We start from the raw sequence: 15,942 nt of genomic DNA, 5'->3' as shown, positions 1-15,942 counted from the left end.
TGCATTGAAACCATTAACATTAGAACCAATACATTCGCCTTTAAGTGGGGAATTGGCTGTACCTGGTGATAAATCTATTTCTCACCGAGCTATCATATTCGGCTCTTTAGCTAAAGGTACAACAATCATTACAAATTTTCTTGACGGTGAAGATTGCTTAGCAACCATTAAAGCTTTTCAGTTAATGGGTGTTGATATAGAACAACAGCACCAAAAGGTAACAATTAGAAGTAAGGGTATTGATGGTCTGACTGAACCTTTATTACCCATAAACCTAGGTAATTCAGGAACAACAGCTCGATTACTATTAGGTGTACTCGCAGGTTTGCCTTTTCACACGACTTTATATGGTGATCAATCTCTAACTAAACGCCCAATGGATCGAATTGCTAAGCCATTAGAACAAATGGGAGCTAAACTAGATGGTCGTGAAATGGGAAAATACCTCCCAATGGCTGTCCGGGGTCAATCGCTAAAAGGCATCACATTTCGACCACAAGTAAAAAGTGCGCAAGTGAAATCAGGGGTTCTATTAGCAGGTCTATTGGCGGAAGGAAAGACAACCATTATTGAATCAACCAAGACACGTGATCACACAGAAAATATGTTGACTGCATTCGGTGGCAATATCAGAGTGAATGGTAATGAAATAACATTAGTTGGTAAGCAACAATTAACAGCAGCTAAGATTCAAGTACCCGGTGATATTTCATCAGCTGCTTTTTTCATCGTTGCGGCTTTACTTGTCCCTAACAGTGAAATAACCATTAAAGAGGTTGGCTTAAACCACACGCGAACGGGCATATTAGATGCATTAGCGGCCATGAACGTTAACATTGAAATTAAAGAGACAGCACATGTTGGCGGTGAAGTTATCGGTTCAATAACGATCAAACACTCTCAGATTCACGGTGCTGATATAAGTGGTGATATCATACCAAGAATGATTGATGAGTTGCCAATTATCGCACTACTTGCTACGCAAGCAAAAGGAAAAACAATTATTCGAGATGCAGAAGAACTAAGATATAAAGAAACAGACCGAATCGACAGTGTTGTTCAAACATTAACCGCTTTGGGTGCTAATGTTAAGCCCACAAATGATGGGATGATTATTGAAGGTGGCGCGTCTTTAAAGGGAACACAACTCAATTCATACGGTGACCATAGAATCGGAATGATGATTGTTATTGCCTCACTCATCTGTGAAGGTAACATTACATTAATAGACGCAGAAGCAATTAACGTATCATATCCTCGTTTTTTTGAAGACTTAAAAAAAATAACCTAACATGTGATAGAACATCTTGTTTCAGCAGACAAGGTGTTCTTCTTTCTTTTTTATAGAAAGGTGATTTTTTGGGCGCTATACTGAATGTGGTGGTGTCCTCTATCGTGATAGTGTGCAAAAAAACACACTCATTCTCCCTCTCTTTGTTATCCTAAAGTTGTCGAGACAATAGAAAAAGAGAGGGGCTATGAGTGCGGATTCATATGAAACGGAGTAAGAAGTCATTGTGGAAGTCCCCCTATAAATTGTCAGGGAAAGGACGAGAAAAGGTTGAGAAGCTTTTACAAATGGATCCACGCTTAAAAGAAGCGTATGAGTTAAAGAACAAATTAGATGAATAGTTTAAGACAAGTGATGAGAAGACAGCTAGAAAAGGAATGGCGGCATGTCTAGAATGGAAGCGTGCTTCTAACATTAATGCATTTCACCGCGTAAGAAAAACGTTTATACGTTGGAAACAAGCGATCTTACAATCGTTCATGTATCCATTTAATAATGGTTATATCGAAGGCATAAACAATACGATAAAGGTTTTAAAGCGAGACTCTTGGCATCAAAAATTTTCAACGTTTGAAACATAAAATATTATGGCAACAAGAGGTTAAAAAGGCTCTCGTTTGAAATAGTACATAGCAGAGGAAATATGCGAGACTCCTGCGGAAAAACGGGCGACCGAGACCCCACAGCTGTCTTTGCGAGGAGGCTTGGGCGTTCGTCCGCGGAAAGCGAGTATATTTCCCTCTGCGGCTTAGCAAGCTTTTAACAAAGATGAATGGTGGAGTGAATATTACACCACCACATTTGACAGAGAACCATTTTTTGTTTAAATAAAGATTGTTTATCGTTGAATAATTTATTTTTTTTCGATATGATTAAGCTAATTCAAGCAAGAGTTGAAAGGTTGTTACACAGATGGAAACTATTTATCAAGCCATTCATTTAATTGAACAAAATAACGTTGAAAAAGCAATTCGTATATTAGATCAATACTTACCACAAGCTAGTGATGACGAGAAATTTACTATAGCTGATTTATTTTTAGAACTCGGCTTACAAGAAGATGCAAAAAATGTATTAGAGCCATTAAGAGAAGCATATCCACACGAAACAGAGCTCCATTTAACACTCGCCGAAATATATATTGATTTGGAGCAAGATGATAAAGCATTAAGTCTTCTGGAACAAATCGAGCCATCTAGCGATCATTATCTGCCTGCACTTCTGGCCTCTGCTGATCTGTATCAGACGCAAGGGTTGTTTGAAGTAGCAGAGCAAAAGCTCATTGAAGCCAAACAATCGGCTCCTCATGAACCGTTAATCGATTTTGCCAGAGCAGAATTAGCCTTTTCATTAGGAGAATATCAAAAAGCGGTTACACATTACCAGAAGGTGCACCAAACGCAATCAAGTATCGCTGAAATTGATATCTCCTTAAGGCTTGCTGAATCACTAGCAGCTATTGGCGAATTTGAACAATCATTATCCTTTTACCAAAAGGCAGAGAAAGAAGATGAAGACACGCTTTTCCGATACGGATTTATTGCATATCAAGCTAAGCGATTAGATATAGCTATCAAGGTTTGGGAGGAGCTTATTGAACGTGACAAAGAATATGCTTCTGTTTATAGTTATTTAGCTCATGCGTACGATGAAGAAGGGTTAGTTGATCAAGGTTATCAAACCGTACAAGATGGTTTGAAGTTTGATCCACTAAATAAAGAGCTACTCTTAACTGGAGCAGCTTTAGCGCGTCGTTCCGGAAATAATGAATCTAGCTATCGTTTAGCAAGAGAGGCCGTAGCTATTGATCCTGGATATAAAGAAGCGGTCTTATTCTTAGTTGAAAATTATCGATCTGATGATGATTTTCAAGCAATAATTGATCTGCTTTCTCATATTATAGATCAAGGAGAGCAAGATGGTTATTATAAATGGGAATTAGCTAAAGCATATGTAGAAGAAGAGCAATACGATTTAGCACTTCATGCATATCAAGAAGCCTATGACGATTTTAAAGAAGATAGTGATTTCCTTAAAGCATATGGTTACTTTTTAGTCGAGGAGGGGAGAAAGGAAGCAGCGATTCGTATATTTAATTGTTATCTAGCCATTGAGCCCAGTGATAGTGAAATTGAGAATTACCTGATACGTCTTAATAGTTGAGTCGTGTCATAATAACTTTCCTAAGGAATGATCGGGAGGGAAGCTTGTTGAATACGTCTGTATCCACGCACGACAAAAAGGCATTTATTCTTTGGTTTTTAGAACATTATAAGTTAAAAAAAAGAGAGAGCGTTTGGATCTTAAATTACTTAACCAACCACGAGAGTTTATTGGCAAATGTTCATTTTATAAGAGAAGCACGTTTTTGTCCTCGGGGCATCATTATCTCTGCTCAATGTTCAAACGATGTTCCATTTCGTTTTTATAAAGATCATATTGTCACAACCGATGCAGAGAAATCTTTTCATGACATAAGGTTAAATAGGCAAGATCCAATATATATACAGCTTTCTTTTGAAAATGCTCACCAAAGCGCTGAATATAGCGCAGTTTTAGAAGATAATCCGTTTTTACCTGATGATTTTTTTATAACGAAAAGAGAGAAAATGTTAGCAAGTGAATTTCTAAATTACACACTATTCAAGGCTAGGAAAAATCAATTATTGAAAAAAATAGATCAAGCGCTTGATCATCATGATAAAGAGAACTTTAACAAATATACAATGGCACTCGAACAATTAAATGACGCTTATGACACAGATCCCTTATTTAGTATTGATGATCATTGATCTCCGTCAAGCAAAATAAATATAGAAAAGAAAAAGCCGGATGATAACTGATAAAATCCCTTATCATTCGGTTCATTCAATGTTTACGAAATGACCTGTAAATAGAATGATGTGCTATCGAGTGTGAAAGTTTTGAGCTATAATTGATAAATACAATAAAACAAGAGATCCAGAAAACAATTTAGGAAGGGTTTTATCATTGTCATATATCCACATCATACTTAGACATCGTTTATTTTTAACTGCTTTATTTTTCATTAATTTAATCGGCACAATATATGGTTATATATGGTATGGCAATCAACTTGCCAATACACCTGCTATTTTTTTAATATTTGTTCCAGACAGTCCAACAGCTAGTTTGTTCTTTACTATATTTTTAGGTTTCTATATTTTTGGTAAACATGTTCCTTATATTGAAGCCCTAGCAATCGTTACGCTATTTAAGTATGGCATATGGGCAGTGGTAATGAATATTTTAACCTATTTCACTGATGGCTCCTTAGCTCCTGAGGCTTACATGCTTATTATTTCACATGGGGCAATGGCTATTCAAGGCCTTTTATATGCTTCCCATTACAAGATTAAATTAAAGCATCTTGTTGTCGCTGGTTTGTGGACAATACATAATGATTTTATTGATTATATATTTGGTATGATGCCACGTTATCGTTCTTTAGATATATACATGAATGAAATTGGTTATTTCACTTTTTGGTTAAGCATAGCTTCGATTGGATTAACTTACTATTTAACAATTAGAAAAAAATCAAAATCAGACACCAAGTTCAAAGAATTAGCATAGGCTACAGTAAAAAGGTAGGAGGCCGATGATATGCTTGGGCTTATTCTGCTTTCTTATCAGCTCTCGTTAAATTTTACTTTAGCTCAAATCAATCAATTTCATTCTATTCAGTTGGTAAAATCATTAGTCATTATGAGCGTTTTAATCATTATTTGTTTAGGATATGTTATTTTTAGAATGTATCGAGCGAATAAAAGAACCAATCAAGCATCCAAGCCTAAAAAAATTGAAATTAAATAGAATAAATATTCTTTTTTTACACGTAATGGTGATCCAATTTATAGATAGCTGGGTGGATAAAGCGAACCTTCAATCAGTGAACGTTTTCGCTCTTCTGCTGCTAATTGACCGTTGAGTGAATCAAGACATTAGCCTCCGTTAGCTTCCGTCTAAATAGCTAAGCAAGACGCGCTATTTGTAGGTCGGCGTTATAAGGAGGCTTATCTATGATGAATGAGGCCGGGACATAACAAAAATATGCTTTCCAAATACGAATGGTGTTAGAATGTGTAGGTTTATCACATACCCGCAGAGGAAATATACTCCCTTTCTGCGGGCACGGCTTCAGCTAATTCAGTAAAGCCAAAAGCGCTTTACTGAATGGATCTTCAGCTCGTGCTGTTCCCGCTAGAGTGTCGCATATTTCCTCAGCTATTTGGTATCATTCGTTTTAATATAATAAAGACGAATAATCCATTCACAAAACAAACGGATCATTCGCAACTGATCTTACGTCTTTTACTTTTGTCCCAACCTCATTTAAATATTTTTTCAGCTCACCTATGTTATGTATTGTACACCCCTTTAAACACGGCCTGATTGTCAGGCGGTGTCTTTTTTTGTACAATATTTTAGAAAAGCTTATAATGGATAATAAGTTAAGAAATTTGTCAAACGATGTTGTTTTCGCTACCATAATAAAAAAGACTTTATTATAAGAGAGAGAGGGACAAACATGTCAACAAGCCGCGCTGAAAGCATTCAATCTATGCAACAACGTGTTGATACATATATATCACAATTTAAGGAAGGTTACTTTAGTCCTTTAGCGATGATGGCACGATTTACTGAAGAAATTGGAGAACTTGCACGAGAAGTAAATCATCTCTATGGGGAAAAGCCTAAAAAAAAATCAGAAGACAAAAATACCATTGAGAATGAATTAGGTGATTTATTGTTTGTCATACTTTCGTTTGCAAATTCCCTTGATATTGATCTTTCAGATGCTTTTGATCAGGCGATGACCAAAATTGAAACAAGAGATAAAGATCGTTGGACAAAAAAAGAAACGGAGCGTGAATATAATGAGTAAAATTAATGTAGTCGTAGCAGGTGCAAGTGGTAAAATGGGGAGTGAAGCGCTCAGAATGATTAAAAAACATGCTGAATTAAATTTGGTGGCATGTATTGATATGAAACACACTGGAAAAAGAGTCAATGAAGTAGAAGGCTTACCTAATTTCGACGCGAAATTCTATAATGATATTGATCTCTGTCTAGATGAAGTTAATGCTGATGTCTTAGTTGATTTAACAAGTCCCAAAGTAGGGTTCAAACACACTAAATCTGCGCTTATTCATGGTGTGAGACCGGTAGTTGGAACAACGGGTTTTACGCCTAAAGAGTTAGAAGAATTAACGACTTTAGCAAAAGACAAAGGTATAGGGGCCGTTATTGCACCTAATTTTGCAATGGGTGCTGTATTAATGATGCAATTCTCAAAATTAGCTGCTAAATATTTCCCTGATATTGAAATTATTGAAAAGCATCATGATCAAAAATTGGATGCTCCCTCCGGAACGGCTGTTAAAACAGCAGAGCTGATTCAGGAAAATCGCCAATCCAAAGCGCAAGGGCATCTAGAAGAAGAAGAAACAATTACTGGGGCTAGGGGAGCAAACGTTGATGGCATGCGGATTCACAGTGTTCGTTTACCAGGATTAGTTGCCCACCAAGAAGTTATTTTTGCTGGACCTGGTGAGAATCTTAAAATTCAACATGATTCCTTTCATCGAGAATCTTTTATGTCTGGTATTAAATTTGCTATTGATCATGTCATAAATATGAAAGAATTAGTATATGGTCTAGAGCATTTAATGTTAGACTAAGTAAAACAAATGAATAATCGCCGAAGGAGTTGGAGACTAATGAAAATTTCCCTGATTGCACACGATAAGAAAAAGGAATCTATTATTGAGTTTGCGAAGTCCTATCAACATATTTTAGAGAAACATGAACTCTTTGCTACCGGGACAACAGGACAAAAAATAAGTGAAGCTACAGATTTACCTATTCATCGTTTTCAATCTGGTCCTATAGGTGGAGATCAACAAATCGGTGCCAAAATTGCTGAAGATAGCATGGATTTAGTCATCTTTTTTAGAGATCCATTAACAGCTCAACCTCATGAACCAGATATTAGTGCGTTAATGCGTTTATGTGATGTTCACCAAATTCCACTAGTGACAAACCTTGCTGGTGCTGAAATTATGATAAGAGCACTTGATGCCAATTTTTTTGCATGGCGAGATTTAATTAAAGAAGAGACAGAATGATGAAAGCTTTAAAAATTGGTATCACTTGTTATCCTTCTATTGGTGGCTCTGGCATCGTCGCAACAGAGCTAGGTAAGCAACTTGCCAATAAAGGGCATGAAGTCCATTTTATTACGACAGATATGCCTTTTCGACTCGATCATGTCTCAGCTCGCATATTTTATCACCAAGTGGAAATTAGTCATTATCCGGTCTTTCAATATCCACCGCACGACTTGGCTTTAGCTAACAAAATGGCTGAAGTAATTGATCGAGAACAACTTGATATTTTGCATGTTCACTATGCAATGCCTCATGCGATCTGTGCCATCCTAGCAAAACAAATGGCTAACCATCATGTTAAAGTCGTTACGACATTACATGGTACAGATATTACGGTCTTAGGTATTGATAAAAGCCTAACAAAAATGATTCGTTATGGTATTGAACAATCTGATGCTGTAACATCAGTATCAACAAGTCTCGCAGAAGAAACATATCAAATTATTAATGTTAACAAAGCAATCGATGTTGTTTACAATTTTATTGATACGAATGATTATTATCGTTCGTATCAAAAGAAATTGAAAAAAGCTTTTCAAATAAACGAATCAGAAAAAATAATCGTACATGTTTCAAATTTCAGAAAAGTAAAACGCATCGAGGATGTGATCATTACATTCGCAGAAATCTCAAAGCAATTAGCTGTAAAGTTATTATTAGTAGGGGACGGACCAGAATATAATGCAATGGTTGAACTTGTCGATCAATTAAAGATAAAGGATCGTGTTCTTTTTCTAGGAAATCAACAAAATATGGCTGATCTTTTCTCAATTGCTGATTTAAATCTACTAATGTCGGAAAAGGAAAGCTTCGGACTTGTATTGATAGAAGCAATGGCGTGCCAAGTGCCTTGTATTGGAACAGATGTTGGTGGTATTCCCGAAGTGATTAAAGATAATAATAATGGCTTTATTGTTCCTTTAGGTGATACGAAAAAAGCAAGTGAAATTGCGCTAGAGTTATTAACGAATCAAGAGATGCACCAACGTTTTGCTAAACAGGCCTTATCATCTGTGCAAGCACATTTCACACCGTCAGTAATTATCGCTAAGTATGAACAGATTTATCAACGAATACTTGAGGATGAGGATTAAAAGATGCAGGTTGATCATTTTAAAAAAGCAAAAGAACTCATCAATATTATAACAGATAAAGGGTACCAGGCTTATATCGTTGGTGGCGCTGTGCGTGATCATTTTCTAGGCCATCAAATAAACGATATTGATATAGCAACATCTGCCACGCCTTATCAAATTCAAGCTATTTTTGAAAAAGTAATCCCCGTTGGTATTAAGCACGGAACAGTGATCGTCAGATATAAGGGGGAATCTTTTGAGGTAACAACTTTTAGATCTGAATCTGGCTATTCTGATTATCGTCGTCCTGATCACGTCAGCTTCGTTGATTCCATTGATATTGATCTCTCAAGACGTGATTTTACAATTAATGCAATGGCATTAACAAGTACCGATCATTTAATTGATCCTTATAAAGGTAAACATGATTTAGATCAATATACAATTAGAGCTGTAGGGTCTCCAAACCAACGCTTTACAGAAGATCCATTACGAATCTTACGAGCACTCAGATTTGCCAGCCAATTAAATTTTCGATTTGATGAGTACACCTATACAGCAATCAAACGTTTGATTAATATGGTTGAAAAACTATCCATAGAACGCGTGACAGTCGAATTAACTAAACTATTCAATGGTGACTATGTTGACTATGGACTGAAGTGTTGTTTCGATGTGCATTTATTTTCCCATCTACCTATTTTTCAGGATCACTCGGATATTGTTGATAAACTTAAAAGCATTAACAAGCCTTTTAAACATTTAATTGATGTTATTGTTTTTTTAAATAGAACATCACCGCAGAGTCCATCGATAACAACATGGACTAAGGCCTATCGTTTGTCCAATCGAGCGCTTAATAATGCTAAACATCTTAGCTATTTAGTTAATTTATTTGAAGGAGAAGGATGGAGTAATTGGTTAATTTATCAATTGCCTGAAAATCTGGAGCAACGTTTTATCCGGTTAATCGAGGCGCTAGCATATGAATGTATTGATAGGAAGCGTGTCCAGGTGCTACGAAGATCAATTCCGATCGCAAATCAAAAAGATATAAAAATTAGTGGAAGTGACCTTATAAAATGGTATCCTCTACGAGAAAGAGGACCTTGGATTCATGATTACCTTAAAGACATTGAAAGGGCAGTTGTTGAAGCAAAAGTAACTAATCAGATTAAAGAAATAAAGGAGTGGGTCCTAAAGTGTCATCCTCCCGAGAAAAATTAATACAACTATTATCAGCGCACATGCATACCTTTGTATCAGGTCAATGGTTGTCAGAGCAATTGGACATATCACGAACAGCCATTTGGAAACAAATTAAGCAATTAAAAAGTGATGGTTATCAATTTGAAGCGGTACCTAATAAGGGCTATCGGTTGATTTCGCAGCCCGACAAAGTTAGCGAAAACACGATCTATTGGGGGTTAAATACAAATTGGTTGGGAAAAACATTAGAACATTACGAAGAGATAGATTCTACTCAACGCTTAGCTAATCAAAAAGCACAAGTTGGGGCGCAAGAGGGGCTTGTTATTGTATCAGATCGACAAACAAAAGGAAAAGGACGTCTTGATCGCAACTGGGATTCTGATAATGCTAAGGGGATATGGCTAAGCTTTATTTTGCGTCCAAAATTATTGCCATCAGAGGCGCCTCAGTTAACTTTATTAACCGCAATTTGTTTAGCTGATACAATAAAATCATTAACAAATGTAGAACCGTCGATCAAATGGCCGAATGATTTGTTAATTAATGAAAAGAAAATTGCCGGTATATTAACAGAAATGCAAGCTGAACAAGATCAAATCCATTACCTGGTAATTGGGATCGGATTAAATGTTAATCAAAATCAATCAGATTTTCCAAGTGGTCTGGGGAATATTGCTACATCATTAGCTACAGTAGCTAACCAAGAATTTCATAAACAAGAAATTATTCGAGATCTTTTAATGAGGTTTGAGACTTATTATCAAAACTATTTAACCGATGGCTTTAAAATGATTAAGAGCAAATGGGAGAGCTACGCCTATAAACTTGGTGAAATATTGACTTATCGTAGCGGAAAGCAAAGGAGTCAAGGTAAAATGATAGGCATTGCCGATGATGGGGCACTAATCATTGAAGATGTGCATGGTCATAAAACGAAAAAACTATACTCTGCTGAAATAGAATGGTTTTAGGAGGTTCTATACTTGAAGACAAGATTAGATTTCTTAAAAATGAAACAGGACAGTGATAAGATAACGATGGTCACTGCTTATGACTATCCGTCTGCTAAATCAGTTGAACAAGCCAAAGCAGATATTATTTTGGTAGGTGATTCTTTAGGGATGGTTGTGCTCGGGTACGAGTCAACCATTAACGTCACAATGGAAGACATGATTCATCATGGCAAAGCCGCACGTAGAGGTGCGCCTAATACATTTATTGTCGTTGATATGCCTTTTATGTCTTATCATATTTCAATGGAAAGATCTTTAGAAAATGCCAAACGTCTGTACCAAGAAACGGGGGCTCAAGCGATCAAAGTAGAAGGTGGGACTGATGAGATTTATGAATTGGTTCATCGTTTAACACATGCTGGAATTCCAGTGATTGGCCATGTTGGTTTAACACCACAATTGGTTAATGTATTTGGAGGTTTTAAAGTACAAGGAAAGGATCAAGAGAGTGCCGAAAGGATTGTTAAACAGGCACAAGCCCTTGAAAACAGCGGGGTAATCGCTTGTGTCTTAGAAGGTGTACCTAAAACATTATCCCACCTTATCACTAATAAGTTATCAATTCCCACCATCGGGATAGGAGCGGGGATTGATTGTGACGGTCAAGTTCTTGTTTACCACGACCTTCTACAATATGGTGTCGATCGTTTCCCACGCTTTGTTAAAACATATGCAAACTTCAACACTATCGGTCATAAAGCGTTAACTTCATTTATAGAAGATGTTAAAACAGCGCAATTTCCAGAAGGTAAGCACAGTTATTTGACAGAATCAACGGTTGGTTTACCTGAGGAAAAAAAGTAGGTGAATATATAATGAAAACGATTCGTTCGATTAAAGAAATGCAAGATGAGATTCAGCAGATTAAAAAAACAGGTCAATCGATAGGGTTCGTCCCTACCATGGGGTATTTACATGAAGGTCATGGGGCTTTAATCGACCACGCCTATGAAGATGCGGATATTATTATTGTAAGTATCTTTGTCAATCCTCTTCAATTCGGGGTAAATGAAGATTTCGACAACTATCCAAGAAATCAACAAAAAGATGAAAATTTTCTTGAAAATAAACAAGTTGATTACCTTTTTATTCCAAGTGCTGATCAAATGTATCCTTCAACTATGGGTGTGACCATGGTTGCAGAAAAGAGAATAGGTGTACTTTGTGATCGATCGAGACCGGGGCATTTCGGGGGTGTACTTACGGTATTAACCAAGCTTTTTCATATCATCGAACCAAATTATGTCTATTTGGGTAGTAAAGATGCCCAACAAGTAGCTATTGTAGACTTATTAATTAAAGATTTTAATTTCCCAATTTCACTAAAAATGGTTGCAACAGTTCGAGATGACGATGGTTTGGCTAAAAGTAGTCGTAATACGAATCTTCTTGACCATGAGAGGGAGGAAGCACCTCAATTGCATCAAGCTTTACAATTGGCCAGAAATAAAATCATTGACGGGGAAAAAAATCCTGTTAATATAGTGAATGAAGTTAAAGATCATATTAACAAAAAAACTTCAGGACAAATCGATTATGTGGAGATACTATCCTTTCCAGAACTAGAAATAGTCAGCGAATGTGATCGAACAATAATTATTGCATTAGCCGTGCAGTTTAGTCATGCACGCTTAATTGATAATATTATTATTGATAGTAGAGGTGAACCCGTCGATTCCCTGTATTAAATAAAGAGGGGGTGGCTTACATGTACCGAACAATGATGAAAGCGAAATTACATCGCGCTCGTGTAACAGAAGCGAACTTAAATTATGTTGGCAGTATTACGATTGATCCGGATATCCTTGAGGCAGTCGATATATTACCTCATGAAAAAGTTCAGATTGTTAATAATAATAACGGTGCCCGATTAGAAACATATGTTATTTCTGGTGAACGTGGAAGTAAAATGGTTTGTCTAAACGGAGCAGCAGCTAGACACGTTCAAGTTGATGACATCATTATTGTTGTTTCTTATGCAGCGGTTTCTGATGATGAATTATTGTCGTTTAAACCTAGGGTGGCACTAATGGATGATCAAAATAACATTGTTGAAATACTAGAACAAGAGCCGCCTCTAACCGTGTATAAATAGATAAACACTTACCTCGTAGCGGTAAGTGTTTATCTATTTTTAAAAAAACTTCAATCCGCGGGCGGAGGGGCACAGGGTGTAGGTCATGCAGACGTTGCCACAGGACGTGGCGGTTTTAGTCTACGATCTTATCCACGCACGGATTGTTAGTTGAATGAATTAGGACAGCACCCTAACCAATTACTCTATTCATTATTTTGAAGTGGGTGTTTACGGACGGTTAGCTGTGATAAATGAACATCGTTTTATCTAGCACAAAAAGATAAGGATGATATTTATGAATAAATTTGCAGTTATAGATTTAGAGACAACAGGAAATACGCCTAACAAAGGGGATCGCATTATTGAAATTGGGATTGTCATTTATCAAGATGGAGAAATTATTAACCAATACAATCAATTAATCAACCCGAATAAGCATATCTCTCGCTTTATTTCACATTTGACCGGAATAACCAATGAAATGATTATTGATAAGCCTAGCTTTGAAGAGGTTGCTGGTGATATTATTGCTTTTTTTGAAAACGTCTATTTTGTGGCACACAATGTACCATTTGACTTAGGTTTTTTAAATGTTGAATTAAAAAATGCTGGTTATTCGCCACTTAAACAACCTATTATCGACACAGTAGAGTTAAGTCGAGTGTTATTTCCCAAAGCAACAAGTTTTAAATTAGCCCATCTATCTCAATGGTTAAAGCTTGAGCACAATGATCCCCATAGAGCCTTGTCTGATGCATACGTAACTGCTAAACTGCTTGATCAACTATTTGTAAAATTAGATAGCTTACCATCAACGACAATTAAACAATTACGGCAATTAGAACCTTATTTAAAAAGTAACTTAAGCGATATATTGATTGAAAAAGAAGAAAAGGCAAAATGCCAAGAACAGATTAATCGATCTTATGACTATCCCTTTGGTTTGGCTATTAAACCGATGGTCTCAGCACAACAACAATCCAGAGAAACTGATCTACCATTTGGCGAGTTATTAGACATGCTTTTTCAGGATAATACCCCCTTTAAAAAAGCCTTTGAAAAATATGAAGATCGCCCCGGTCAGCGAGAAATGATTGAGTATATCTACCATGCTTTCCAAAGTCATCAACATGGAATTATTGAAGCTGGTACCGGGATTGGCAAATCGATGGCTTATCTTATCGCAGCTCTTTATCAAGCAAAGCACCAGCATGAGCAAATTATGGTAAGTACACACTTAACCCAGCTCCAAAAACAATTATTGCAAGAAGAGATACCACGCCTAAGGAATGTATTACCTTTTTCTTTTCGAGCAACTATATTAAAGGGTAAACAACACTATTTAAGTTTATCTCTATTTAAAAAAGCCTTACAAGAACAACCCTACAGAAATTATGACGAAGTATTAATTAAAGCAATGATTACCGTTTGGTTGACAGAAACTGAAACAGGGGATATCGCTGAATTACAGTTGCCTTCAGGTGGGGATCACTTCTTTAAGCAGGTTTCGGTTGCCACTGAACACGCTTTACAAGTAAAGGTAAACAATCATGGTGAATCATTTTATGCGTTTGCGCTTCAACAAAGCCAACAAGCTGACTTAATCATTATTAACCATGCGTTATTAGCAGATTATACTATTCGGAAACGGTCACCCATTCATGGTATCCATAAAATTATTATAGATGAAGCTCATCAATTAGAACGTGTATTTGCTAATAAAGCGGGGATGCAAATCAATTATCTTAGCTTCCAAAAGAGGATTATCTCACTTAGCCACATGCTAAAAGGGCTACATAATCATCATTTAAATCATAAAACAAATCAACTCATTACAACACTTTTAGAAGAAAATGATATGTTTTTCAGGTATATTTATCATTATGTAAACGCCCGTAGAAGCAGGGAGATTAATAAAAACGATGTTGGACGTTATCAATGTGTAATTGAGCATCCCTATCAAGCAGATTGGCAAACAACAGAAGAAATGGCAAATCGATTAATCCTGTTCATTAATGATCTGTTAAACCAATTGAACGAGATTCAAACGACCCAACAAGAAAAATTGTTAATTGACCATCATGCGAACGATCTAAAAGAAATGAAAGATAGATTAAAACGATTTTTTACACCAAATGAGGATGATCAAAGTGTAAAATGGATTGAAATCGAATCTTATGGTGCTAAAAATGCTGTTTATTTATACCAAGAGCCATTACAAATTAACCAATTGTTAAGATCAACTTTATTTAAGGAGACAAATAGTGTTATTCTAACGAGTGCTTCAATCACTACAGATGATCAATTCGAATTTTTCAAAAAGCAAATCGGCCTAGATTGTGATGTTATAGTCGAACGAAAGATTCCATCACCATATGCTTATCAAAGTCAAGTAAAAGTGCTGATCCCAAACGATTTTCCTCTAGCCCGCTATAAGGAAATGGACCCTTTTATTGAAGCAAGCTGTGAGGCTATCTTTACTTTGGCAGAAATCACCCGAGGGCGTATGTTAATTTTATTTAATTCATATGATATGTTAAAAAAAGCGTATTATCTGTTAAAAGAGTTATTTAATGATGATTATGTCCTAATTGCGCAAGGCATTTCAAGTGGAAGTCATGAACGATTAAAGAAAAACTTTCAAAGCTTTAATCAAGCAATATTATTTGGCACGAACGCTTTTTGGGAGGGGTTAGATATACCTGGTAGTGATTTAACGTGTGTAGTTATGGTTAGATTACCATTCGATAATCCCAACCATCCTGTATTTAAAGCAAAATATTCAGACATAGAAGCAAGTGGGGAAAATCCATTTCTATCCTTGTCACTGCCTAATGCCGTTCTTCGGTTCAAACAAGGTTTCGGTCGTCTCATACGTTCTCACACGGATAAAGGAATAATATTTATCTGTGATGATCGTATTATGACAAAACATTATGGACAGACATTTCTAAATTCGATTGCGAACGTGCCTACTTTTCACCGGAGAACAAATGAACTATTAGAGATAGCCAATAATTGGGTTTAGTAACACCTTCATATTGTGGGATAATAACCAAACATTATTTAGGTGGTGTTA

The 15,942-nt window shown here is 36.3% G+C and carries 15 protein-coding genes and 1 pseudogene; all 16 read left to right on the top strand.

Translation table 11 applies throughout. From position 1 onward, the window contains the following. Positions 1–4 precede the first annotated feature (4 nt). The 16 genes and pseudogenes from aroA (at position 5) to dinG (ending at position 15,891) form a co-directional block, all read left to right on the top strand. On the top strand, positions 5–1,291 hold the full coding sequence (gene aroA, locus B494_RS0109655) for a 3-phosphoshikimate 1-carboxyvinyltransferase (RefSeq protein WP_017472193.1): 1,287 nt from the start codon (positions 5–7) through the stop codon (positions 1,289–1,291). Positions 1,292–1,485: 194 nt separating this feature from the next. Further along, a pseudogene (locus tag B494_RS21435) lies at positions 1,486–1,912 on the top strand (ISL3 family transposase); the annotation flags it as partial. Between the two features lie 291 nt (positions 1,913–2,203). Continuing rightward, positions 2,204–3,454: a tetratricopeptide repeat protein gene (locus B494_RS0109640; RefSeq protein WP_017472190.1), complete on the top strand. Its 1,251-nt coding sequence runs from the start codon at positions 2,204–2,206 to the stop codon at positions 3,452–3,454. A 47-nt stretch (positions 3,455–3,501) separates the two neighbouring features. Continuing rightward, positions 3,502–4,083, top strand: coding sequence for a ReoY family proteolytic degradation factor (locus B494_RS0109635; protein WP_017472189.1), 582 nt, complete (start codon positions 3,502–3,504; stop codon positions 4,081–4,083). Between the two features lie 199 nt (positions 4,084–4,282). Further along, positions 4,283–4,888: a lipoprotein heptaprenylglyceryl N-acetyltransferase LhaT gene (gene lhaT / locus B494_RS0109630; RefSeq protein ID WP_017472188.1), complete on the top strand. Its 606-nt coding sequence runs from the start codon at positions 4,283–4,285 to the stop codon at positions 4,886–4,888. A 30-nt stretch (positions 4,889–4,918) separates the two neighbouring features. Beyond that, positions 4,919–5,128 (top strand): hypothetical protein, encoded by a 210-nt coding sequence (locus tag B494_RS0109625; protein ID WP_017472187.1) that lies wholly within the window; start codon positions 4,919–4,921, stop codon positions 5,126–5,128. Positions 5,129–5,843: 715 nt separating this feature from the next. Next, the gene (locus tag B494_RS0109620) at positions 5,844–6,200 is read left to right on the top strand and encodes a nucleotide pyrophosphohydrolase (protein ID WP_017472186.1); all 357 of its coding nucleotides are present in this window, start codon (positions 5,844–5,846) and stop codon (positions 6,198–6,200) included. Beyond that, positions 6,193–6,996 carry a 4-hydroxy-tetrahydrodipicolinate reductase gene (gene dapB, locus B494_RS0109615; protein WP_017472185.1) on the top strand — a complete coding sequence of 268 codons (804 nt, stop codon included), beginning with the start codon at positions 6,193–6,195 and terminating at the stop codon, positions 6,994–6,996. The genes B494_RS0109620 and dapB overlap by 8 nt, the downstream gene beginning before the upstream one ends. 39 nt (positions 6,997–7,035) lie before the next feature. Next, on the top strand, positions 7,036–7,443 hold the full coding sequence (mgsA, locus tag B494_RS0109610; protein ID WP_017472184.1) for a methylglyoxal synthase: 408 nt from the start codon (positions 7,036–7,038) through the stop codon (positions 7,441–7,443). Beyond that, on the top strand, positions 7,443–8,579 hold the full coding sequence (bshA, locus tag B494_RS0109605) for an N-acetyl-alpha-D-glucosaminyl L-malate synthase BshA (RefSeq protein WP_017472183.1): 1,137 nt from the start codon (positions 7,443–7,445) through the stop codon (positions 8,577–8,579). Before mgsA ends, bshA begins: the two co-directional genes overlap by 1 nt. A 3-nt stretch (positions 8,580–8,582) precedes the next feature. Next, the gene (locus B494_RS0109600) at positions 8,583–9,788 is read left to right on the top strand and encodes a CCA tRNA nucleotidyltransferase (protein WP_017472182.1); all 1,206 of its coding nucleotides are present in this window, start codon (positions 8,583–8,585) and stop codon (positions 9,786–9,788) included. Then, positions 9,764–10,744 carry a biotin--[acetyl-CoA-carboxylase] ligase gene (locus tag B494_RS0109595; protein ID WP_017472181.1) on the top strand — a complete coding sequence of 327 codons (981 nt, stop codon included), beginning with the start codon at positions 9,764–9,766 and terminating at the stop codon, positions 10,742–10,744. The genes B494_RS0109600 and B494_RS0109595 overlap by 25 nt, the downstream gene beginning before the upstream one ends. A 12-nt stretch (positions 10,745–10,756) precedes the next feature. After that, positions 10,757–11,590, top strand: a complete 834-nt coding sequence (gene panB / locus B494_RS0109590) for a 3-methyl-2-oxobutanoate hydroxymethyltransferase (RefSeq protein ID WP_017472180.1) — start codon at positions 10,757–10,759, stop codon at positions 11,588–11,590. Between the two features lie 11 nt (positions 11,591–11,601). Then, on the top strand, positions 11,602–12,474 hold the full coding sequence (panC, locus tag B494_RS0109585; RefSeq protein ID WP_017472179.1) for a pantoate--beta-alanine ligase: 873 nt from the start codon (positions 11,602–11,604) through the stop codon (positions 12,472–12,474). Between the two features lie 20 nt (positions 12,475–12,494). Next, positions 12,495–12,881, top strand: a complete 387-nt coding sequence (gene panD / locus B494_RS0109580) for an aspartate 1-decarboxylase (RefSeq protein WP_017472178.1) — start codon at positions 12,495–12,497, stop codon at positions 12,879–12,881. 277 nt (positions 12,882–13,158) lie between these two features. Next, positions 13,159–15,891 (top strand): ATP-dependent DNA helicase DinG, encoded by a 2,733-nt coding sequence (gene dinG / locus B494_RS0109575; RefSeq protein ID WP_017472177.1) that lies wholly within the window; start codon positions 13,159–13,161, stop codon positions 15,889–15,891. The last annotated feature ends 51 nt before the right edge of the window (positions 15,892–15,942 follow it).

Source organism: Amphibacillus jilinensis Y1 (assembly GCF_000306965.1).
Lineage (GTDB): Bacteria > Bacillota > Bacilli > Bacillales > Amphibacillaceae > Amphibacillus_C > Amphibacillus_C jilinensis.
The sequence above is the reverse complement of the archived record's forward strand: the minus strand, read 5'-3'. Positions and strand labels throughout refer to the sequence as shown.

Coding starts and splice junctions, on each gene's coding strand:
- B494_RS0109640 (WP_017472190.1), top strand. CDS start 2,204: ATGGAAACTATTTATCAAGCCATTCATTTAATTGAACAAAATAACGTT.
- B494_RS0109625 (WP_017472187.1), top strand. CDS start 4,919: ATGCTTGGGCTTATTCTGCTTTCTTATCAGCTCTCGTTAAATTTTACT.
- B494_RS0109620 (WP_017472186.1), top strand. CDS start 5,844: ATGTCAACAAGCCGCGCTGAAAGCATTCAATCTATGCAACAACGTGTT.
- dapB (WP_017472185.1), top strand. CDS start 6,193: ATGAGTAAAATTAATGTAGTCGTAGCAGGTGCAAGTGGTAAAATGGGG.
- mgsA (WP_017472184.1), top strand. CDS start 7,036: ATGAAAATTTCCCTGATTGCACACGATAAGAAAAAGGAATCTATTATT.
- bshA (WP_017472183.1), top strand. CDS start 7,443: ATGAAAGCTTTAAAAATTGGTATCACTTGTTATCCTTCTATTGGTGGC.
- B494_RS0109600 (WP_017472182.1), top strand. CDS start 8,583: ATGCAGGTTGATCATTTTAAAAAAGCAAAAGAACTCATCAATATTATA.
- panC (WP_017472179.1), top strand. CDS start 11,602: ATGAAAACGATTCGTTCGATTAAAGAAATGCAAGATGAGATTCAGCAG.
- panD (WP_017472178.1), top strand. CDS start 12,495: ATGTACCGAACAATGATGAAAGCGAAATTACATCGCGCTCGTGTAACA.
- dinG (WP_017472177.1), top strand. CDS start 13,159: ATGAATAAATTTGCAGTTATAGATTTAGAGACAACAGGAAATACGCCT.